At 65.1% G+C, this 20,594-nt stretch carries 18 protein-coding genes, 1 tRNA gene and 1 pseudogene; 5 read left to right on the top strand and 15 right to left on the bottom strand.

The annotated features are described in order from the left end of the window. Positions 1-71: 71 nt before the first annotated feature. The 11 genes from ACTJKF_RS18755 to ACTJKF_RS18705 form a co-directional block, all read right to left on the bottom strand. Complete coding sequence (locus tag ACTJKF_RS18755) at positions 72-1,115, bottom strand: microcin C ABC transporter permease YejB (protein WP_440625047.1); 1,044 nt, start codon at positions 1,113-1,115, stop codon at positions 72-74. Between the two features lie 52 nt (positions 1,116-1,167). Then, the gene (locus tag ACTJKF_RS18750) at positions 1,168-3,051 is read right to left on the bottom strand and encodes an extracellular solute-binding protein (protein ID WP_440625045.1); all 1,884 of its coding nucleotides are present in this window, start codon (positions 3,049-3,051) and stop codon (positions 1,168-1,170) included. 202 nt (positions 3,052-3,253) lie between these two features. Continuing rightward, positions 3,254-3,610, bottom strand: a complete 357-nt coding sequence (locus tag ACTJKF_RS18745) for a hypothetical protein (protein ID WP_440625044.1) — start codon at positions 3,608-3,610, stop codon at positions 3,254-3,256. 346 nt (positions 3,611-3,956) lie between these two features. After that, the gene (gene cyoD, locus ACTJKF_RS18740) at positions 3,957-4,289 is read right to left on the bottom strand and encodes a cytochrome o ubiquinol oxidase subunit IV (RefSeq protein ID WP_059573658.1); all 333 of its coding nucleotides are present in this window, start codon (positions 4,287-4,289) and stop codon (positions 3,957-3,959) included. Further along, a complete protein-coding gene (cyoC, locus tag ACTJKF_RS18735; RefSeq protein WP_440625041.1) occupies positions 4,290-4,898 on the bottom strand; it encodes a cytochrome o ubiquinol oxidase subunit III in 609 nt (202 codons plus the stop codon). It abuts the gene before it with no gap. Then, a complete protein-coding gene (gene cyoB / locus ACTJKF_RS18730; RefSeq protein ID WP_440625039.1) occupies positions 4,898-6,904 on the bottom strand; it encodes a cytochrome o ubiquinol oxidase subunit I in 2,007 nt (668 codons plus the stop codon). The genes cyoC and cyoB overlap by 1 nt, the downstream gene beginning before the upstream one ends. Before the next feature lie 3 nt (positions 6,905-6,907). Beyond that, complete coding sequence (gene cyoA / locus ACTJKF_RS18725) at positions 6,908-7,795, bottom strand: ubiquinol oxidase subunit II (protein ID WP_440625037.1); 888 nt, start codon at positions 7,793-7,795, stop codon at positions 6,908-6,910. A 302-nt stretch (positions 7,796-8,097) separates the two neighbouring features. After that, positions 8,098-9,627, bottom strand: coding sequence for a complex I subunit 4 family protein (locus ACTJKF_RS18720; RefSeq protein ID WP_440625035.1), 1,530 nt, complete (start codon positions 9,625-9,627; stop codon positions 8,098-8,100). A 390-nt stretch (positions 9,628-10,017) separates the two neighbouring features. Beyond that, positions 10,018-10,752, bottom strand: coding sequence for a hypothetical protein (locus ACTJKF_RS18715; RefSeq protein WP_440625033.1), 735 nt, complete (start codon positions 10,750-10,752; stop codon positions 10,018-10,020). A 195-nt stretch (positions 10,753-10,947) separates the two neighbouring features. Continuing rightward, positions 10,948-11,041, bottom strand: a tRNA-Ser gene (locus ACTJKF_RS18710). A 110-nt stretch (positions 11,042-11,151) separates the two neighbouring features. Then, entirely contained in the window at positions 11,152-12,405 is a 1,254-nt protein-coding gene (locus ACTJKF_RS18705) for an aspartate kinase (RefSeq protein ID WP_440625031.1), read from the bottom strand. On the opposite strand from ACTJKF_RS18705, the pseudogene ACTJKF_RS18700 reads away from it, so the two are divergent. After that, positions 12,388-12,625, top strand: a pseudogene (locus tag ACTJKF_RS18700) (hypothetical protein); the annotation flags it as partial. The gene ACTJKF_RS18705 and the pseudogene ACTJKF_RS18700 overlap by 18 nt on opposite strands. 132 nt (positions 12,626-12,757) lie before the next feature. On the opposite strand, the gene tilS reads toward ACTJKF_RS18700, so the two are convergent. From tilS to cysS, 4 genes are all read right to left on the bottom strand, one after another. Beyond that, positions 12,758-14,164: a tRNA lysidine(34) synthetase TilS gene (gene tilS, locus ACTJKF_RS18695; RefSeq protein ID WP_440625029.1), complete on the bottom strand. Its 1,407-nt coding sequence runs from the start codon at positions 14,162-14,164 to the stop codon at positions 12,758-12,760. A 43-nt stretch (positions 14,165-14,207) separates the two neighbouring features. Further along, complete coding sequence (locus ACTJKF_RS18690) at positions 14,208-15,179, bottom strand: acetyl-CoA carboxylase carboxyltransferase subunit alpha (RefSeq protein ID WP_039364696.1); 972 nt, start codon at positions 15,177-15,179, stop codon at positions 14,208-14,210. 99 nt (positions 15,180-15,278) lie between these two features. Then, positions 15,279-16,142 (bottom strand): DNA-3-methyladenine glycosylase family protein, encoded by an 864-nt coding sequence (locus ACTJKF_RS18685; protein ID WP_440625027.1) that lies wholly within the window; start codon positions 16,140-16,142, stop codon positions 15,279-15,281. Between the two features lie 43 nt (positions 16,143-16,185). Further along, positions 16,186-17,583: a cysteine--tRNA ligase gene (gene cysS / locus ACTJKF_RS18680; protein ID WP_440625025.1), complete on the bottom strand. Its 1,398-nt coding sequence runs from the start codon at positions 17,581-17,583 to the stop codon at positions 16,186-16,188. Between the two features lie 233 nt (positions 17,584-17,816). On the opposite strand from cysS, the gene ACTJKF_RS18675 reads away from it, so the two are divergent. The 4 genes from ACTJKF_RS18675 (at position 17,817) to ACTJKF_RS18660 (ending at position 20,563) form a co-directional block, all read left to right on the top strand. Beyond that, on the top strand, positions 17,817-18,539 hold the full coding sequence (locus ACTJKF_RS18675; protein WP_440625023.1) for a tetratricopeptide repeat protein: 723 nt from the start codon (positions 17,817-17,819) through the stop codon (positions 18,537-18,539). A gap of 43 nt (positions 18,540-18,582) precedes the next feature. Further along, positions 18,583-19,158: a peptidylprolyl isomerase gene (locus ACTJKF_RS18670; RefSeq protein WP_034188904.1), complete on the top strand. Its 576-nt coding sequence runs from the start codon at positions 18,583-18,585 to the stop codon at positions 19,156-19,158. Between the two features lie 88 nt (positions 19,159-19,246). Next, a complete protein-coding gene (locus ACTJKF_RS18665; protein WP_006751616.1) occupies positions 19,247-19,738 on the top strand; it encodes a peptidylprolyl isomerase in 492 nt (163 codons plus the stop codon). 24 nt (positions 19,739-19,762) lie between these two features. Continuing rightward, complete coding sequence (locus ACTJKF_RS18660; protein ID WP_440625020.1) at positions 19,763-20,563, top strand: UDP-2,3-diacylglucosamine diphosphatase; 801 nt, start codon at positions 19,763-19,765, stop codon at positions 20,561-20,563. Positions 20,564-20,594: the final 31 nt, after the last annotated feature.

Genomic DNA, 20,594 nt, shown 5'->3' with positions numbered 1-20,594 from the left:
CACCTCGCCCGGCGAGCGCGGGCAGGCAGAGGGACGCGCCGGCAAGCAGCGTGCGGACGGACGGTTTCATGTCAGCGCTCCAGGTTGTCGAATTGAATGCGCGGGTCGACCCACACGTAGCAGAGGTCCGAGATCAGCTTGGTCGCCAGTCCGATCAGCGTGAACAGGTACAGCGTGCCGAGCACGACCGGATAGTCGCGCCGCACGACCGACTCGTACGACAGCAGCCCGAGGCCGTCGAGCGAGAACAGCGTCTCGATCAGCAGGCTGCCCGTGAAGAACGCGCCGATGAACGCGGCCGGGAACCCGACGATCAGCGGCAGCATCGCGTTGCGGAACACGTGCTTCCACAGCACGGTGCGCTCGGCGAGCCCTTTCGCGCGCGCGGTCAGCACGTACTGCTTGCGGATCTCGTCGAGGAATGCGTTCTTCGTGAGCATCGTGACGACCGCGAAGCTGCCGACGACCGATGCGGTGATCGGCAGTGCGATGTGCCACAGATAGTCGAGCACCTTGCCGATCGTCGACAGCTGCGAGAAGTTGTCCGACGTGAGCCCGCGCAGCGGGAACAGCTGCCAGAACGAGCCGCCGCCGAACAGCACGAGCAGCAGCACGCCGAGCACGAAGCCCGGAATCGCATAACCGACCAGCACGACGAGGCTCGTCGCGACGTCGAACGGCGAACCGTTGCGGACGGCCTTCGCGATGCCGAGCGGCACCGAGATCAGGTAAGTGACGAAGAAGGTCCACAGCCCGATGCTGATCGACACCGGCAGCTTCTGCACGATCAGCGACCACACGCTCTGGTGACGGAAATAGCTTTCGCCGAGATCGAAGCGCGCGAAGCGCTTCAGCATCAGCCAGTAGCGCTCGAGCGGCGGCTTGTCGAAGCCGTACAGCGCCTTGAGCTGCGCGAGCTGCTGCGCGTCGACGCCGGTATGCGCGCGCATCCCGAACGGCGCCGCGCCCTGCTCCGTCGCGCCCTTGCGCAGTTCCTGCACGGCCTGTTCGACCGGGCCGCCCGGCACGAACTGGATCACGGCGAACGTGAGCGTGAGCACGCCGACGAGCGTCGGGATCATCAGCAGCAGGCGTTTGAGGATGTAGCTCCACATAGGGTGTCGACTCGCGATCGTCAGGCTGGGTTGAACGAAGGGCCGGCAGGCTTCAGTGATCGGGCTTGGCCCACCAGGTCGACACGACCCAGCCCTCGGCCGAATAGTACAGCGGCAGCGTCTGCGGATAGCCGAGCGTGCGCTTGTACGCGATCCGGTGCGTGGTGCTGTACCACTGCGGGACCGCGTAATAGCCATGCATCAGCACGCGGTCGAGCGCATGCGTCGCGTCGAGCAGGTCATCGCGCGTCTGCGCGGTGCCGAGTGCATGCAGCAGTGCGTCGACCGCCGGCGACTTCAGCCCGATGAGGTTGTCGGAGCCCGGTTCGTCGGCGAACTTGCTGGCGTAGCGCGAGTACTGCTCGGCGCCTGGCACCTGCACGCCGGGCAGCCGGACCGTCGTCATGTCGTAGTCGAACGCGTCGAGGCGCTTTTGCAGCAGCGCGTAATCGGCGGTGCGAAAGCGCGCTTCGATGCCGAGCTTCGCGAGATTGCGCTGGTAGGCGGTCACGACACCTTCCATCGCCGCGCCGGAGTCGTCGAGGATCTCGAACGTGAACGGCTCGCCCTTCGCGTTACGCAGCGCGCCGTCGCGGTAGGTCCAGCCGGCCTGTGCGAGCAGCGCGCGCGCCTTGAGCAGGTTCGCGCGCAGCGAGCCCGGCGGATTCGTGTCCGGCTGCGTGACCATCGGGCCGAACACGGCCGGGTCGAGCTGCGCGCGCAGCGGCTCCAGCAACTTCAGCTCGCCCAGGCCGGGCGTGCCGGTCGCCTGCAGGTCGGTGTCGGCGAAATAGCTGTCGAGGCGCGTGTACGCGCTATAGAACAGCTGGCGGTTCAGCCATTCGAAGTCGAACGCCAGATCGAGCGCCTGGCGCACGCGCACATCGCGAAACAGCGGCCGACGCAGGTTCATGAAGAAACCCTGCATGCCCGCGCCGTTATGCTGGCGGAATTCGCGCTTGACGAGTTCGCCGCTGTCGAAGCGCTTGCCGACGTCGCGCCGCGTCCAGTTACGCGCGATGTATTCGACCAGCACGTCGTACTCGCCGGCCTTGAACGCCTCGAGCCGCGCGACGCCATCGCCGTACAGCTTGTAGACGATCCGCTCGAAGTTGTCGGTGCCGACCCGCACCGGCAGATTGGCGCCCCAGTACGCGGGATTGCGCCGATAGGTAATCGTGCGGCCGTTGTCGTAGCGCTCGATCAGGTACGGACCGCTGCCGATCGGCTGCTCGAACGCGAGCTGGTCGAACGGAATCCGCGAACCGTCCGCGCGCAGCCCCCACTTGCGCGAGAACACCGGCACGCCGCCGGCAATCAGCGGCAGCTCGCGATTCGCGCTGCGGAAGTCGAAACGCACGGTCGCGCGGTCGATCACCACGGCCTTCTCGATCTCCGCGAAATACGCGCCGAACTGCGGTGCGGCCAGCTTGCTCTTCAGCGTGTCGAACGAAAACTTGACGTCGTCGGCCGTGACCGGGTCGCCGTTCGAGAAGCGCGCGCGCGGGTTCAGGTGGAACCTGACCGAATGGCGGTCCGGCGCGATGTCGATGTCGTCGGCGAGCAGGCCGTACGCGGACGCCGGTTCATCCGAGCTGCCGGTCGTGAGGCTCTCGAACAGCATGTCGATGCCCGGCGCGGGGTTGCCGCGCATCGTGAACGGATTGAACTTGTCGAACGACGTCAGCCGGTTCGGGTTCGCGAGCACGAGCGTGCCGCCCTTCGGCGCATCGGGGTTCACGTAGTCGAAATGCTTGAAGCCCGGCGGATATTTCGGCTCGCCATACTGCGCGATCGCGTAGGCCGCGTGTGCGGCGGTGGCGGCCAGCACGGCCTGTATTGCCCATACTGCCGCCGTGCGGCCGGCGGAGCGTAACGCATGCGCGGCGCCGAAGCGGATGCGCGTGGCGGCGGCCCGGGGCGAACCCTTCGTCATAGAGGCCCTGTCGATCGATTGAGGGGGTTATCGTGGGTCGATTCTACCCATTCAATTCGACAGCGAGCCAACTCGCGGGTTTTCATGCGTGGCGCCGGCGCGTCGCAACATCCGCGTGCGGCTCGCGCGGGCCAAAAGAAAACCGCCACGCGGGCGGTTTTCCTGTCGTGCGCGCACGCATCGCGCGTGCGCCGTGTGTCGATCAACGCCAGCCGTTGTGGCGGCCGTTGTCCCAGTGACCGCGATCGCGATCGCCGCCCCAGCCGCGGCCATGATGGCGATACCACTCGTCGCGGCCCCAGTAGCGGCGGCCATCCCAGTAGCGATCGCCATGCCAGCCGATCACGATCGCCGGTGCGTAGACGGGCGCCGGTGCATAGACAGGCGCCGGCTGGTAGACGACCGGCGGCGGCGGCGGCGCATACACGGGCGCGGGCGCGACGTAGACCGGAGCCGGCACGCCGACGTTGATCCCGACATTGACTCCCGCCATTGCTGCGCCCGACACGAGCAAGGCCGTCATACCGGTCAAGAGCGAGGCAACACGCAAAGTCTTCATGGATTCCTCTTCGAGTTGTTTCATGTGTGATTCGACTATAACGGCAAGCGCCGTCCCGGCATATTTCAAGTTTGTAAGAACTGATGCGCGGCATCGCAACCGCAAGCGTGCGCTAACGTCTTGTAACAATTGACGGTCCGGAGCAGCGACGACCTTTTCCGCCAGTCGGTCCGAGATTTCGCGCCAGCCACGCCGCTGCCTTGTGTACTTCGCGCACCAGATCATACTGCCGGCTCCGTCCGCGGGCCAACGCCGTCGAAGCGGTGCGCCAGCATCCCGCAGGCGAAAAAAAGGCGACACTCGCGTGCCGCCTTCTCATGACCGGCGCTTCGCGCCGTGATGCCGCTTAACGCGACATCATGTTCATGCTGACGTTGTGCATCACCCACAGCGTGCCGACGATCAGGATCGCCGCCGTCAGCACGGTGTAGCTGAACGCCATGACGTTCCAGCGCTGGCCGGACGAACCGTTCATGTGCAGGAAGTACACGAGGTGCACGACGATCTGCACGAACGCGAGCACGGCCAGCCCGATCAGCGATGCGTGGGGCGACAGCACGCCGCCCATCACGAGGCCGAACGATGCCGCCGTGAGCAGCACCGACAGGATGAAACCGGCGACATAGCCGCCGACGCTGCCGTGCCCTTCTTCGAGTTGAGACGAATGCGAATGGGCCATTTAGATCACGCTCGCAAGATAGACAAAGGAAAACACGCAGATCCACACGATGTCGAGGAAGTGCCAGAAGAGGCTCAGGCACGTCAGGCGCCGCAGGTCGCGATCGGTCAGGTCGCCGCCGCGCATCACGATCTGCCCGGCGAGCACGATCATCCACAGAAGGCCTGCCGTCACGTGCAACCCGTGCGTGCCGACCAGCGTGAAGAATGCCGACAGGAACGCGCTGCGCTGCGGGCCCGCGCCTTCCGCGATCAGGTGCGAGAACTCGCGCAGTTCCATCGCGAGGAACGCCGCGCCGAGCACGAACGTCACCGCGAGCCAGGCGAGCAGCGCGCCGCGCCGCTGCTTGTACGCGGCGAGCATCGCGAAGCCGTAGGTGATGCTCGACAGCAGCAGCGCGGCGGTTTCGACCGCGACGCCCGGAATGTCGAACAGGTCCTTCGCGGTCGGGCCGCCGGCATACTGGTGGCCGAGCACCGCGAACGTCGCGAACAGTGCCGCGAAGATCACGCAGTCGGTCATCAGGTACAGCCAGAAGCCGAATACCGAGTGCGACGGCGGATGGTCGTCGTGCTCGAGCAGGGTTGCGCTCAAGGTTTTCTGCAGCATCAGTTGGCCTCCAGTTCCACGTCGTCGACATGCGTGGCCACGCGCGCCGCCGGTTGCTTCTCTTCGATCTTGCGTACTTTCGACGCCGGGATGTAGTAGCCGTCGTTGTCACGCGAGCTGTAGACCACGAGCGTCGCGACGATGCCGACGAGGCCGCCGATCGCCATCCACCAGATGTGCCACACCAGCGCGAAGCCGAGCACCAGGCTGAAGATCGCGACCACGAGGCCCGCGCACGTATTCGACGGCATGTGGATGTCGCGGATCGTCGCCGGGTTCGGCCGGCCGTCGCCGCGCGCTTTCATGTCGGCGTACGCGTCGAGCGTGCGCACTTGCGGGATCACCGCGAAGTTGTACTCCGCCGGCGGCGACGTGGTGGCCCACTCGAGCGTGCGGCCGCCCCACGGATCGCCCGTGGTGTCGCGGTATGCCGGCAGGTTGCGGTTGCGGATGCTGACGACCAGTTGCAGCAGCTGGCACGCGATGCCGATCGCGATCAGCACGGCGCCGAACGCGGCGATCAGCAGCCACGGATGCCACGCCGGGTTGTCGTAGTGGTTCAGACGACGCGTCATGCCCATGAAGCCGAGCACGTAGAGCGGCACGAACGCGACGTAGAAGCCGACCTGCCAGAACCAGAATGCCGCCTTGCCGAGCTTCTCGTTCAGCTTGAAGCCGAACGCCTTCGGGAACCAGTAGTTGAAGCCCGCGAGATAACCGAACAGCACGCCGCCGATGATCACGTTGTGGAAGTGCGCGATCAGGAACAGGCTGTTGTGCAGCACGAAGTCCGCGCCCGGAATCGCCATCATCACGCCGGTCATCCCGCCGATCGTGAACGTGACCATGAAGCCGATCGTCCACAGCACGGGCGTCGTGAATTCGATCCGGCCGCGGTACATCGTAAACAGCCAGTTGAACACCTTCACGCCGGTCGGGATCGCGATGATCATCGTCATGATGCCGAAGAACGCGTTCACGTTCGCACCGGAGCCCATCGTGAAGAAGTGATGCAGCCACACGAGGAACGACAGCACCATGATCGCGCAGGTCGCGTACACCATCGTCTTGTAGCCGAACAGCGGCTTCCTGGAGAACGTCGCGATGACTTCCGAGAAGATGCCGAACGCCGGCAGGATCAGGATGTACACCTCCGGATGGCCCCACGCCCAGATCAGGTTCAGGTACAGCATCGCGTTGCCGCCGGCTTCGTTCGTGAAGAAGTGCATGCCGAGGTAACGGTCGAGGCCGAGCAACGCGAGCGTCGCGGTCAGGATCGGGAACGACGCCATGATCAGCACGTTCGTGCAGAGGGCCGTCCACGTGAACACCGGCATCTTCATCAGCGTCATGCCGGGCGCGCGCATCTTGATGATCGTCACGAAGAAGTTCACGCCGGTCAGCAGCGTGCCGACGCCGGAGATCTGCAACGCCCACAGGTAGTAGTCGACCCCTACCCCCGGACTGAACTGCAGTTCCGACAGCGGCGGATACGCAAGCCAGCCCGTCTGTGCGAATTCGCCGATCACGAGCGACACGTTGATCAGGATCGCGCTGACCGCCGTCATCCAGAAGGAGAGCGAGTTGATGAACGGGAACGCGACGTCGCGTGCGCCGATCTGCAGCGGCACGACCAGGTTCATCAGGCCGACCATGAACACCATCGCCATGAAGAAGATCATGATCACGCCGTGTGCCGTGAAGATCTGGTCATAGTGGTGCGGCGGCAGATAGCCGGGCGCGTTGTACGCGAGCGCGAGCTGCATGCGCATCATGATCGCGTCGGCGAAGCCGCGCAGCAGCATGATCAGCGCGACGATGATGTACATCACGCCGAGTTTCTTGTGATCGACCGTGGTCAGCCATTCCGTCCACAGCCACTTCCAGCGGCCGGTGATCGTCAGCGCGGCGAGGACGCCCAGCACGGCCAGCCCCATGAAGGCACCGGCCACCATGATGATGGGCTGATCGAACGGGATCGCCGATAGTGTGAGTTTGCCGAACATGCGTTACCCCTTCGTGCCGCAGGCGGCGTCCTTCAGATCGAGGACGTGGCCATCGTTGTATTTCGCGATGATGTTGTGGAAGAGTCGCGGATCGACCGACGAGAAATAGCGCACCGGCGCCTTCTCGCTCGGCTGCGCGACGGTGCCGTACACGGTCGCGTCGAGCCGGTCCGGCGAGGCCTTCACCTTCTGCACCCACGCGTCGAACTGTTCGCGCGGCTCGGCAAGCGTGCGGAACTTCATGTCGGAGAAGCCGCGGCCGCTGAAGTTGGCGGCCGTGCCCGCGTAGTCGCCGGCTTCGTCGGCGATCAGGTGCAGGCGCGTCTGCATGCCGGCCATCGCGTAGACCTGGCCGCCGAGCTGCGGAATGAAGAACGAGTTCATCACCGAATCCGACGTGATGCGGAAGTTCACCGGCGTGCCGACCGGAATCGCGAGCTGGTTCACCGACGCGATGCCGAGTTCCGGATAGATGAACAGCCACTTCCAGTCGAGCGCGACGACTTCGACGTCGATCGGCTTCACCGACGACTCGAGCGGCTTGTACGGATCGAGCTCGTGCGTGGTTTTCCACGTGAGCACGCCAAGGAACAGGATGATCAGCGTCGGCACCGTCCAGATCACGACTTCGATCGCGGTCGAGTGCGACCAGTTCGGCGCATAGGTGGCATTGCGGTTGGACGCGCGATAACGCCACGCGAACCACAGCGTGAGCAGGATCACCGGCACGACGACGATCAGCATCGCCCACGTCGAGGTCGCGATCAGCGCCTTTTCGGCGGCGCCGACGCTTCCTTTCGGATTTAGTACATCTAAATTACAGCCTGACAGGCTTAGCGCCGCGCCGATTGACATCAGCGCGGTCCAGCCTTTTGAAGCTTTTCTTTTCATCACACAGCCCGAGGGTCATTGAAATCGTTGCGTATGCCCGATGCGCATTCGATCCACGAAAGTGGCCGAATCATACGTCGCGCGAGCGCGATGAAAAAACGGGAGACGCGGCAAATCATCATTGCAAAATCCGCAGTGAGACACATTGTCGCGGGGGCAATTTCACGCAGCCGGATACGCGACGTCACGCGACGTCACGCGGTCGCAGGCCGGCCCGGCGCTGCCCGTGCCGGCCTCGATGGAGATGCGCACAACGATCGCATCGTCGATGCGATGCGATCGCGGCGCAGGATGTCACGCGATCAGCCGTGCGCCGATGCCATGTAGGCCGGCTGGGCCGGTGCACCGCCGTCGCCGGTCGGCACCTTCGAATGGCTGGCGTCTTCGATCAGCCGTCCGACGGTCGGATCGATCGCGTCGGTGAACGGTTTCGGATCGACGCCGACCATCAGCACGACCAGCGCGAGCGATGCGAACATCACGATCTCGCGGCGGCTGAGATCGGTGAGCTTCGCGATGCGCGGGCTCGCGATCTTGCCGAACACGACGCGCTTGACCATCCACAGCGTGTACGACGCGCTGAGGATCAGCGTGAGCGCCGCGATCGCGCCGATCCAGAAATTGAAGCGGATCGCGCCCATGATGACCATGAACTCGCCGACGAAGCCCGACGTGCCCGGCAGGCCGACGTTGGCCATCGCGAACAGCAGCGCGAACGTCGCGAAGCGCGGCATCACGCCCGCCACGCCGCCGTACGCGGCGATCTCGCGCTGCTTTGTGCGATCGACCAGCACGCTCACGCACAGCAGCATCGCGCCCGCGACGAAGCCGTACGACACGAGCTGCACGATCGCGCCTTCGACGCCGATCCGGTTGAACAGGAACAGCCCGAGCGTGACGATCCCCATGTGCGCGACCGTCGAATACGCGAGCAGCTTGCCGAGGTCGGTCTGCGCAAGCGCGATCAGGCTCGCATAGACGATCGCGAACAGCGACAGCGCGATCACGGCCGGCGCGAAGAAGTGGCTCGCGTCCGGCGTGATCGGCAGCGCGAAGCGCAGGAAGCCGTAGCCGCCGAGCTTGAGCATCGCGAGCATCAGCGCGGCGCCCGTCGGGCCGTCCGTGTAGACGTCGCGCAGCCACGTGTGGACCGGCCACATCGGCACCTTGACCGCGAACGCGGCGAAGAAGCCGAGGAACACCAGCAGCTGCGGCGCGAAGCCGAGCTGCAGCGTGCGCCATGCATTCATGTCGAACGTGTGCGACTTCGCGAACAGGTACAGCATCGCCATCAGCAGCAACAGCGAACCCGCGAACGAGATGAAGAAGAACTTCACGGCCGCGTACACGCGATGCTCCCTGCCCCACGTGCCGATCAGCAGGTACAGCGGAATCAGCGTCGCCTCGAAGAAGATGAAGAACAGCAACCCGTCCTGCGCGACGAACACGCCGATCATCAGCCCCGACAGGATCAGGAACGACGCGTAGTACTGCGCGACCCGCACCGTGACCGATTCCCACGATGCGATCACGACGACGAGCGTCGTGAAGGCGGTCAGCACGACGAGCCACAGCGACGCGCCGTCGATCCCGACCCGCCAGCCGGCGTTGAAGGCGGCCAGCCAGTTGCGGGTTTCGGCGAACTGCATCGTGGCCGAATGCGAATCGAAGCCAGTGACAAGCGGCACGACGGCGGCCAGCCCCGCGAGGGCACCGACGAGCGCGATTACTCGCGTGCGCTGCGGATGACGGTCGGAACCGGCGCGCAGCAGGCACACGCCGAACAGGATCGGAACCCAGATCGCCAGGCTCAGAAAGGGGAAATCATGCATGTCAACAGGCCTTGAGAGGGTCGCGCACTGCATCGGGAACAGGCGTGACGAAGGAAACGAAATCAAATCGACAGATAGATTTCGCGGATCGCCAATGTTGGCAAAATGTAAAGCGGAATCAGCGCAAAGATTGATGCCGCTCAAACGCAATCGGGTTAACCAGCATAAGGCGATTGACAATTTTTTGCATCGCAGCAGAGTTTCAATTTGCGGAGCACAGGTAATCCGCTGATTTTTATGCGTAATTTTTCGTATTGATCAGCGGTGCCGATCGCAGGAATCGGTGCAATGCCGCATTTTTGCGGAAAACCCGGTGCGCGCGGGCACAAGAGCAAAATAAGGGGCAGGATAGGCGCGCGCGCCTCGATCCTTACATTGACACTTTCATTTTTACTTCATCAACTGCCGACCACCGCGATCGGGAACACCGAAAGCCGCAGCACATTCGGTTGACCAACGCTGATGACTGAGCCGGTCCCGCACGCGCATCGTCATCGCGCGATAGTGATTGTGTTGCGCGGCGAAATGGACGAAGCGGCTGTCGCGAGTCGCATAGAGCGGCGACGATGCGAGCGCGATGGCGTCGACGATGTAGCGCGCGTCGAGCACGCCCGCGTCCCGCAGTTCGACATAGATCGCCTGCTGGTCGCTACCGCTCGCATAGACCGACGACCGATCGTCGAAGCGCTCGATACGCGCACAGATCCGTTCGACCGGTCGCGCATCGGCGCGACGTTGCGCACGCCGATCATGCACGAGTTGATCGCCCAGGCCGTGGTCGGTACCGATCACCCAATCGCGGCCATCGATCACGTTGTCGACCGTCTGACGCGGGTCGATCGCGAGGATGTCGGCGTCGACCCAGAACACGAACGCGATGTCCGCATGCGGGTTCAGGTGCCGCGCCGGCTCGCGCGTACGTTGCTGCGCGGCGCGCCGGTCATCCATCGCGACGAGCTGCGCGATGATCGCGTGGTACTTGTGCAGCACCTGCTGGCGCTCACCGTACACGTGCGTGCCGTCGACGATCGCGTGCCGGCAGCCATGCTCCCGCGCGTAACGCGCGTGATTGTCGACGCGCCCGTCGACAGGACGATGCGGAAGAATGGTCAGTACGGAATGCATGCGTGCCGGAGCTCCAACGTGAGACACGCAAGGCGATACGCCTATTTAGCGCATCAGCGCCGCTCAAGTCGAGCATTGATTGGGTGTCCGGACGAAGCGCGGCACCAATCGGCAAGACCGGGCCAGCCCAAAACGGAAGCGGAAAAAGAAAAAGCCCCGCAAGTCCGAGAACTTGCGGGGCTTTGTCACCGCTTTTGGCGGAGACGGAGGGATTCGAACCCTCGATCCAGGTTTTGGCCCAGATGCTCCCTTAGCAGGGGAGTGCCTTCGACCTCTCGGCCACGTCTCCCAAACTTTCGCTCGCACCAGGGAGGCAGTGCGACGAGAACGAGATAATATAGGGTTTCGAACCGCCCGTCAATTTCCGTGATGCATTTTCTTCAATGCATCACAAAAAATTTACGCAGCCTGATCCAGTTCGAATGCCTTGTGCAGTGCGCGGACGGCCAGCTCCATGTACTTCTCGTCGATCAGTACCGAAATCTTGATTTCGGACGTCGAGATCATCTGGATGTTGATGCCCTCTTCCGACAGCGTGCGGAACATCTTGCTCGCGACGCCCACGTGCGAACGCATGCCGACGCCGACGACCGACACCTTCGACACCTTCGGGTCGCCCTGCACGCGCTCGGCGCTCACATGGCCCTGCACCTGGTTGGTGAGGATGTCCATCGCCTTCTGGTAGTCACCGCGACCGACCGTGAACGTGAAGTCCGTCTTCCCTTCGACGCTCTGATTCTGGATGATCATGTCGACGTCGACGTTCGCGTCGGCGACCGGGCCGAGGATCTGATACGCGATGCCCGGCTTGTCGGGCACGCCCATCACCGCAATGCGTGCTTCGTCGCGCTGGAACGCGATGCCGGAAATGACTGCCTTTTCCATGGTCTCGTCTTCTTCAAAAGTAATCAGGGTGCCCGAGCGCATTTCTTCGTCGAGCGCAATCAGCGGATCGGTCAGGCTCGACAGCACGCGCGTCTTCACCTGGTATTTACCGGCGAATTCGACCGAGCGGATCTGCAGGACCTTCGAGCCGAGGCTGGCCATTTCCAGCATTTCCTCGAACGTCACGCGGTCGAGGCGTCGCGCCTCTTCGACCACGCGCGGGTCGGTCGTGTAGACGCCGTCGACGTCCGTGTAGATCATGCACTCTTCGGCATCCAGCGCGGCCGCGACCGCCACCGCCGACGTGTCCGAACCGCCACGGCCCAGCGTCGTGATGTGGCCATCCGGATCGACGCCCTGGAAGCCCGTGATGATCACGACCTTGCCGGCATTCAGATCGGCCTTCACGCGTTCGTCGTCGATCGAGTGAATGCGCGCCTTCGTGAACGCGCTGTCCGTCTTGATCGGCACTTGCCAGCCTGCGTAGCTCACGGCCTCGACGCCGATTTCCTGCAGCGCGATCGACAGCAGGCCGACGCTGACCTGCTCGCCGGTCGACGCGATCATGTCGAGCTCACGCGGGCTCGGCTGGCTCGAAATCTCTTTCGCGAGACCGAGCAGGCGGTTGGTTTCGCCGGACATCGCGGACGGCACGACCACCATCTGGTGCCCGGCCTGATGCCATTTTGCGACGCGTTTCGCGACGTTCTTGATGCGCTCGACCGAGCCCATCGAAGTGCCGCCGTATTTGTGTACGATGAGTGCCATTGTCGTTCTGAACTGGAGGAGAAACCGCACGGGCGCGCTGGGCAGGCCGCGTTGCCGTTCGGTCACGCGGCTTGTGGCTGTGGACGGACGACGAGAGGAACGGCTGGGACGCAACACGCAAGCGTGACGGATTTTGCCCGGAAGGCCGATCAGGCCGCGCAAACCGGGTACGTCACGCGGAAAACCTGCACAAAACGCTCAAAAATCGAGCCGAGCAAACGACCGAGCGTACCCGATAGAGGCCCGCTTGACAAGCCGCCGCAAGCCGCCGGCCGGCTTGGCAAGCGTTCCGGCGCTGTTTACCAAATGGTGAAAACCGGCGCGCGATCGCGCGGCCGGACGTGTGCCGCCGCTACGCGATCAGCAGGTCGGGACGCCACTCGATCCGGCGCCACGTACCGTCGCCGGATAGCCCGTCGCCGTGATTCACGCCGAGCCGCGGCACGTAGACAAGCCGGTCGCCCGCGAACAGCAGCGGCACGTCGCGCTGCCAGGCCGGCACGCCGCGCTCCTGGAACAGGTTCTTGAGGGTGCGCCCCGGCCCGCCCGGCGCCGTGCGCAGCCGCTCGCCGCCCGCACGGGCGCGCGCGACGAGCGCCGCGCCGCGCAGCAGCGCTTCGGGCACCGCGTCGTCGCTGCCGGCTTCGACCGGCGCGAACACGAACGTGCCGCGCCACGCGGGCACACGCCAGATTTCCTGTCCGTCCCATGCCAGCGAGAATTCGGGGTGCGGCGTCCCCGTGCCGTCGTCGGCCGGCTCGGCGCTGTCGCCCGCCTCCCAGTACACGGCATCGCGATAGAGCCGCAGGCATTGCCCGGCGTGATCGACCCGCAGCGCATGCGCGTCGTGCGCATCGCGCAGTTGCCGCATCATGTTCGCCAGCCGGCCCGCCGACGCGCTCGGCAGGCCGAGCCGGCGCATCCAGAAGCGCAGCAGGTTCGCACCGCGCGCGTCGTCGAACGCGACGAGCGCATCGCGCGACAGCGCGCGGCCTGCGTCGCGCGCGGCGCCGGCGTAATCCAGTTCGGCCAGATCGTCGAGCAGCCGCTGCGCGGCGGCCGCATGCTGGGCCGCGCGACCCAGCGCATCGCGAAAGCCCGGAAAGTGCACGGCAAGGGTCGGCAGCACGTCGATGCGCAATGCATTGCGCGCGTAGCGCGTGTCGCCGTTCGATTCGTCGTCGATCCACGCGAGCTGACGCTCGGCCGCATAGCGCTCCAGTTGCGCGCGCAACAAGCGCAGCAGCGGGCGCACGCGCTCGACGCTCGCACCGTCAGGACGATAGCGCGGCGCCATCGCGGCCAGGCCGGCGATTCCCGCGCCGCGCAACAGCTGCAGCAGCACGGTCTCGGCCTGGTCGTCCGCATGTTGCGCAACCCAGAGCGTGGCCGCGCCGTGACGTTCGCACATCGCGTCGAGCGCGGCATATCGGCGCTCACGCGCCGTTGCTTCGATGCCGAGACCGCTGTCGCGCGGCACGTCGACCCGAGCCGATTCGAACGCGACACCGAGCTGCTCGGCCATCGCCCGCGCATGCGCGACCCATGCGTCGGCGTTCGCGCTCAAGCCGTGATGCACGTGCAGCGCGACGCAACGCGCCGCGCCCGCCACGCGCACGGCCGCGTCGAGCAGCACCGTCGAGTCGAGGCCGCCGCTGTACGCGATCGCGATGCGCGCATCGGACGGCAGATCGGCAAGCGCAACGCCGACCGCGTCGAGTACGACGCGGTCGGCGGAGAATTCGGTCGGGGGAATCACGAGAGAAACGCGCGCCGTGCGGCGCGCGATGCGAGCACGCCGGTCATGCGCCGGGCGTGGTTTCCTTGAACTTGCCGTAGGCCATCAGGCGCTCGAAGCGGCGCTCGCGCAGCGCATCGATGCTCATGCCCTGGAACTGGCGCAGCGAATCGGCGAGCGCGCGGCGCAGCAGCGCGGCCATGCCCTTCGGATCGCGATGCGCACCGCCGAGCGGCTCGTTGATGATCTTGTCGATCAGGCCGAGCGCCTTCAGGCGATGCGCGGTCAGGCCCAGCGCTTCCGCGGCCTCGGGTGCCTTCGCGGCGCTCTTCCACAGGATCGACGCGCAGCCCTCCGGCGAGATCACCGAGTAGGTCGAGAACTGCAGCATCATCACGGTGTCGGCCACCGCGATCGCGAGCGCGCCGCCCGAGCCGCCCTCGCCGATCACGGTCGTGATGATCGGCGTCTTCAGCTCGGCCATCACGTACAGATTGCGGCCGATCGCCTCCGACTGGCCGCGCTCTTCCGCGCCGATGCCCGGGTATGCGCCCGGCGTGTCGACGAACGTGAAGATCGGCAGCCCGAACTTCTCGGCGAGACGCATCAGGCGTTCAGCCTTGCGATAGCCTTCCGGACGCGGCATCCCGAAGTTGCGCGCCGCGCGTTCCTTCGTGTCGCGGCCCTTCTGGTGGCCGATCACCATGCACGGATGACCGCCGAAGCGCGCGAGACCGCCGACGATCGACACGTCGTCCGCGAACGCGCGGTCGCCGTGCAGCTCGTGAAAATCGGTAAACAGTTCCGCAACGTAATCGAGCGTGTACGGACGCTGCGGATGCCGCGCGATCTGCGAGACCTGCCACGGCGACAGGTTCGCGTAGAGGTCCTTCGTCAGTTGCTGGCTTTTCTTCGACAGCCGCTCGATTTCTTCCGAAATATCGACCGCCGAGTCGTCCTGCACGAATCGCAGCTCTTCGATCTTGGCCTCGAGTTCGGCGATCGGCTGTTCGAAATCCAGAAACGTGGTCTTCATGTGTTCGAATCCTTGGGTCTTGCGGCAGCGCGTATTCTACCCGCGCGGGCGATGCGCCAGACCGGCTCTCAACTATTGATGTTTAAAACCTGATAGCCGTCAATCAGCGTCGGTGTCGGGTACGTCGAGGCTGCGCCACATATACCAGGTCGCGACGGTACGCCACGGCTCCCAGTTGGCGGCCACCTCGCGTGCCTCGCTGCGCGTGACGGGCTCTCCGCTGAAGTAATTGACGCTGATCGCGCGGATCAGGCCGGGATCGTCCAGCGGCAGCACGTCCGGCCGCGACAGGTTGAAGATCAGGAACATTTCAGCCGTCCAGCGGCTGATGCCGCGGATCTGCGTGAGTTCCGCGATCACGTCCTCGTCGTCCATCGACGTCCATTTGTCGACGTGCAGCGCGCCGGACACGAAGTGTTGCGCGAGATCGAGAATGTATTCCGTCTTGCGCTTCGACAGTCCGCACGCAATCAGCTTGTCCGCGCCGAGCCGGATCACCGGCTGCGGTGCGAGTTTCGGACACGCATCCTCGATGCGCGCCCACAGCGCCTGCGCCGACGGCACCGAGATCTGCTGGCCGACGACCGAGCGCGCGAGCGTGACGAACGGGTCGCCGCGCTTCACGAGATGGGCAGGGCCGAACTTCGGAATCAGCTTCTTCAGGATGCGGTCGCGCTTGACGAGATCGGCGCACGCCTTGTCCCAGTATGCGGGACGCACGACACCGTCGACGGCGTCCGTGGCCGCATCGGATGCACGCGCCTTGCGGGCCGCGTCGGCAGCCGCCATCACGACTTCCGGCTGCGCCGCGTCCTTCGCGCGCGCGGGCTTCGCATGACCGTTGAGCGCGCCGTTCGGCACGGCGCGCGTCGCGTCCGCTTTCGCCGCTGGCGCGCGCTTGGCTGCCGGACGCGCGGCGACCGGAGTCGCACGCCTGACCGGCGCTTTTCTGGCCGTTGCCATCTTGCCTCCTACCTGACGGATCGGTCAGTGGAACGCGCCGCGCTCATACGCGACGCCATTCGGTCGATCCGCCCGGTTTGTCTTCAAGTGCGATTCCGGCTTCGAGCAGTTCCGCCCGAATCCGGTCCGCTTCGGCATAGTCCTTCGCTTGCTTCGCCGCGACGCGCGCGGCGATCTTCGCTTCGATTTCGTCGGCTGCGAGCCCGCCCGCCTGCGCGGCACCAGTGCCCTGCTGCAGGAACGCGCGCGGTTCGCGGCCGAGCAGGCCGAGCAGGCCCGCCAGCTGTTTCAGTTGCCGCGCGAGCGACGCATCGCGCGTGCGATTGACCTCGCCCGCCAGCTCGAACAGCGTCGCCACTGCGACCGGCGTGTTGATGTCGTCGTTCATCGCGGCTGCGAAACGCTGCGCATGCGGCTCGTTCCAGTCGAGCGCGAGCGTGTCGGGCTCGACATCCTTCAGCGCCGTGTACAGGCGCGTGAGCGATGCGCGTGCATCGTCGAGATGCACGTCGCTGTAGTTGAGCGGCGAGCGGTAGTGCGTGCGCACGATGAAGAAGCGCATGACCTCGGCGTCGTACCGCTCGAGCACTTCGCGGATCGTGAAGAAGTTGCCGAGCGATTTCGACATCTTCTCGTTGTCGACCTGCACGAAGCCGTTGTGCATCCAGTAATTGACGAACGTCTGGCCGGTCGCGCCTTCGCTCTGCGCGATCTCGTTCTCGTGGTGCGGGAATTGCAGGTCCTGCCCGCCACCGTGGATGTCGAAATGCTCGCCGAGCAGCGTGCAGCCCATCGCGGAGCACTCGATGTGCCAGCCCGGCCGGCCCATCCCGTATTTCGACGACCACGACGCACCGTCCGGATCGTCCGCCTTCGCGCGCTTCCACAGCACGAAATCGAGCGGATCGTCCTTCGCGTCGTTCGCGGCGACGCGTTCGCCCGCGCGCAGATCGTCGAGCGACTTGCCCGACAGCTTCCCGTAGCTCGCGAACTTGCGCACCGAATAATTGACGTCGCCGTCGCTCGCCTGGTATGCGTAGCCGTTCGTCTCGAGCGCCTCGATCATCCCGAGCATCTGCGGAATGAAATGCGTCGCACGCGGCTCGATGTCGGGCCGCTGGATGCCGAGCGCGGCTTCATCCTCGTGCATCGCGCCGATGAACCGGTCGGTCAGCGACTTGATCGTCTCGCCGTTCTCGACTGCGCGACGGATGATCTTGTCGTCGATGTCGGTGATGTTGCGCACGTACGTGACCCGGTAGCCGATCGCACGCAACCAGCGCTGGACGAGGTCGAACACGACCAGCATGCGCGCGTGGCCCACGTGACAATAGTCGTAGACGGTAATCCCGCATACGTACATCCGCACTTCGCCGGACTGGCGCGGCACGAAAACTTGCTTGTCACGCGCGAGCGTGTTGTAGATGCGCAGTGATTCCATAGAGATGAACCGTGAGCCGAAGGAAACCGCCCTGGCGAAGCTCGCCCTGCATGCGAAACGGACGGACCCTTGCCGCGGCACGACGCCGGGCGTCCTCGATATCACATGGGGCGGTCAGGCTGCAAGCACAGCGGTGACGGCCACGAGAGGCAAAGAAAGACTGTCTGCGGCTCGCCGGAACGCGCAGACGTTTTGTTAGAATGGCTCGGAGTATAACATTCCGATTTACGCCTATGAAACCTCATCGCGGCCGCGCGCCGAGCGCTGCGACCCTCGTTGCAACCGCCGTCATGGGCGTCGCGCTGACGCTTTTCGCGGCCCCTGCAGCGCATGCGCAAAAGGCCCCGCCCACCGCCGACGGCACCCCCGGAATCGACGCGTCGATCGCCGGCAAGCAGTGGAAACAGGCGCTCGCGCAACTCGACGCGCGCATCGCGGCGAATCCGCACGACGTGCAGGCGCAGTTCAAGCGCGGCACCGTGCTCGCCCGCCTGAACCGCGACGACGACGCGATCCAGCAGTTCGTCGCGATCACGCAGGCCTACCCCGAACTGCCCGAACCCTACAACAACCTCGCGGCGCTGTACGCGAAGCACGGCCGCTACGACGAGGCGCGCAGCGCGCTCGTCACCGCGACGCAATCGAACCCGAGCTACTCGCTCGCGTACGAGAACCTCGGTGACCTGTACCTGCGCCTCGCGGCCGAATCGTACAAGCGCGCGCAATCGCTCGGCCGCACGAGCGGCGCGACCGCGCAGCGCCTCGCCGATCTGCAGAAGATCGTGTCGCCGCCGAAACCGGCCGCCGGCGCGCGCGCCGTCACGCCGGCCACGCGCACCTACACCGATCGTGCCGCCGCGAACGTGAGCACCACCACGCTGCCGATGTCGCCGACGTTCCAGTTCAGCGGTCCGTCCGGTGCGCTGGCGGCGCCGTACGTCGCGCCGTCGCAATAAGCAGGCGGCGCAACCTTCCTTCCCTCCCAACCTGAGGATCGCAATGAAACGTCTGTTGCTGGCGCTTGGCGGCGCCGCCCTTCTCGCGACCGCGCCTGCTTTCGCGCAATCGGCTACCGCACACCCCGTCGTGCAGCTGAAGACCTCGCAGGGCGACATCCGCGTCGAGCTCTACCCGGAGAAGGCGCCGAAGTCGGTCGCCAACTTCCTCGATTACGTGAAGGCCGGCCAGTACAACGGCACGATCTTCCATCGCGTGATCAAGGGCTTCATGATCCAGGGCGGCGGCTACAAGACCAACTTCGAGGAGAAGCCGACCCGCGCGCCGATCCCGCTGGAGAGCCGCAATGGTCTGAAGAACCTGACGGGCACGATCGCGATGGCTCGCACCAGCGATCCGAACTCGGCCACCGCGCAGTTCTTCATCAATACTGTCGACAACAGCGGCCTCGACTACCCGAACCCGGACGGCAACGGCTATGCGGTGTTCGGCAAGGTCGTGTCGGGCCTCGACGTCGTGAAGAAGATCGAAGGCGTGGCGACGACCTCGCGCGGCCCGATGCAGGACGTGCCGGCCCAGCCGGTCGTGATCGAATCGGCCAGCATCGTCTCGAAATAAGCACCTGCCGGCACGTCCGGCGCCACACGCGGCCGCGTCCTACGACCGGCCGCGTGCCATTTAAACCGCCTCACCGAAGGAATTCATCATGGTTGAACTGCACACGAACCACGGCGTGATCAAGCTCGAACTGGACGCCGCGAAGGCACCGAAGACGGTCGAGAACTTCCTCAACTACGTGAAGAAGGGCCACTACGACGGCACGGTGTTCCACCGCGTGATCAACGGCTTCATGATTCAAGGCGGCGGCTTCGAGCCGGGCCTGAAGCAGAAGCCGACCGACGCGCCGATCGACAACGAAGCGAACAACGGCCTGAAGAACGACAACTACACGATCGCGATGGCGCGCACGAACGATCCGCACTCGGCGACCGCGCAGTTCTTCATCAACGTGAACGACAACGACTTCCTGAACCACTCGTCGCCGACGCCGCAGGGCTGGGGCTACGCGGTGTTCGGCAAGGTCGTCGAAGGCCAGGACGTGGTCGACAAGATCAAGGGTGTCAAGACGGGCAACGCGGGCTTCCACCAGGACGTGCCGGCCGACGACGTCGTGATCGAAAAGGCCGTGGTGGTCTGACGCACAGTCTACGGAGGCACTTCGATGTTGCAGGAGAGTCCGCCGCGAAGCGTCTCCGCGGGCGTGCCGGGCGAGCGCGAATACGCGCAAGCCGCACGCCCGTTCCTGTTTCTCTCCGATCTGCACCTGAGCGAGGCGATTCCGAAGACGGTCGCCGCGTTCGAGCATTTCGTGAAATACACGGCCGACAGCGCCGACTCGGTGTTCATCCTCGGCGATCTGTTCGAATACTGGATCGGCGACGACGTGCTCGACAACGATCCGTTTGCCGCGCGCATGGCCGCGCTGATGCATACGTTCTCGGAACGCGGCATCGCGCTCTACGTGATGCACGGCAACCGCGATTTCCTGCTCGGCCGGCGCTTCATGAAGGCGGCCGGCGCGATGCTGCTACCCGACCCGGCGCTGATCACGTCGTTCGGCCAGCGCATCGTGCTCGCGCACGGCGACGCGCAGTGCACGGCCGATCGCGGCTATCAGGTGTTTCGGCGGTTTGCGCGCAATCGCGTCGCGCAGGCGCTGTTTCTCGCGTGGCCGTTCCGCTGGCGCCGCGCGCTCGCGCAACGGATGCGATCGAACAGCGAAGCAGGCCGGATGCGCCCCGCTTCGGCGATCTACGACGTCACGCGCGAAGGCGTGGCGGCGCTATTCCGTAAAAGCCGCGCGAGCGTGATCATTCACGGTCACACGCACCGCCCTGCCCGCCACGTCGAACCGGGCGGGGTTCGCTGGGTGCTGCCCGACTGGGATCTCGACCACGGCATGCCGCGCGGCGGCTACCTGCGCGTCGACGCGGAAGGCATCCACGCAATGCCGCTCGACTGACGCGATCGACGCAACTGTCGCTGCCGGCGGC

This window comes from Burkholderia sp. 22313, from assembly GCF_052045245.1.
Taxonomy (GTDB): Bacteria; Pseudomonadota; Gammaproteobacteria; order Burkholderiales; family Burkholderiaceae; genus Burkholderia.
The sequence above is the reverse complement of the archived record's forward strand: the minus strand, read 5'-3'. Positions and strand labels throughout refer to the sequence as shown.

What these genes read in the sequence shown, in the direction of transcription:
- ACTJKF_RS18755 (WP_440625047.1), bottom strand. Translation starts at nt 1,115, where the DNA reads ATGTGGAGCTACATCCTCAAACGCCTGCTGCTGATGATCCCGACGCTC.
- ACTJKF_RS18750 (WP_440625045.1), bottom strand. Translation starts at nt 3,051, where the DNA reads ATGACGAAGGGTTCGCCCCGGGCCGCCGCCACGCGCATCCGCTTCGGC.
- ACTJKF_RS18745 (WP_440625044.1), bottom strand. Translation starts at nt 3,610, where the DNA reads ATGAAGACTTTGCGTGTTGCCTCGCTCTTGACCGGTATGACGGCCTTG.
- cyoD (WP_059573658.1), bottom strand. Translation starts at nt 4,289, where the DNA reads ATGGCCCATTCGCATTCGTCTCAACTCGAAGAAGGGCACGGCAGCGTC.
- cyoC (WP_440625041.1), bottom strand. Translation starts at nt 4,898, where the DNA reads ATGCTGCAGAAAACCTTGAGCGCAACCCTGCTCGAGCACGACGACCAT.
- cyoB (WP_440625039.1), bottom strand. Translation starts at nt 6,904, where the DNA reads ATGTTCGGCAAACTCACACTATCGGCGATCCCGTTCGATCAGCCCATC.
- cyoA (WP_440625037.1), bottom strand. Translation starts at nt 7,795, where the DNA reads ATGAAAAGAAAAGCTTCAAAAGGCTGGACCGCGCTGATGTCAATCGGC.
- ACTJKF_RS18720 (WP_440625035.1), bottom strand. Translation starts at nt 9,627, where the DNA reads ATGCATGATTTCCCCTTTCTGAGCCTGGCGATCTGGGTTCCGATCCTG.
- ACTJKF_RS18715 (WP_440625033.1), bottom strand. Translation starts at nt 10,752, where the DNA reads ATGCATTCCGTACTGACCATTCTTCCGCATCGTCCTGTCGACGGGCGC.
- ACTJKF_RS18705 (WP_440625031.1), bottom strand. Translation starts at nt 12,405, where the DNA reads ATGGCACTCATCGTACACAAATACGGCGGCACTTCGATGGGCTCGGTC.
- ACTJKF_RS18690 (WP_039364696.1), bottom strand. Translation starts at nt 15,179, where the DNA reads ATGAAGACCACGTTTCTGGATTTCGAACAGCCGATCGCCGAACTCGAG.
- ACTJKF_RS18685 (WP_440625027.1), bottom strand. Translation starts at nt 16,142, where the DNA reads ATGGCAACGGCCAGAAAAGCGCCGGTCAGGCGTGCGACTCCGGTCGCC.
- cysS (WP_440625025.1), bottom strand. Translation starts at nt 17,583, where the DNA reads ATGGAATCACTGCGCATCTACAACACGCTCGCGCGTGACAAGCAAGTT.
- ACTJKF_RS18675 (WP_440625023.1), top strand. Translation starts at nt 17,817, where the DNA reads ATGAAACCTCATCGCGGCCGCGCGCCGAGCGCTGCGACCCTCGTTGCA.
- ACTJKF_RS18670 (WP_034188904.1), top strand. Translation starts at nt 18,583, where the DNA reads ATGAAACGTCTGTTGCTGGCGCTTGGCGGCGCCGCCCTTCTCGCGACC.
- ACTJKF_RS18665 (WP_006751616.1), top strand. Translation starts at nt 19,247, where the DNA reads ATGGTTGAACTGCACACGAACCACGGCGTGATCAAGCTCGAACTGGAC.
- ACTJKF_RS18660 (WP_440625020.1), top strand. Translation starts at nt 19,763, where the DNA reads ATGTTGCAGGAGAGTCCGCCGCGAAGCGTCTCCGCGGGCGTGCCGGGC.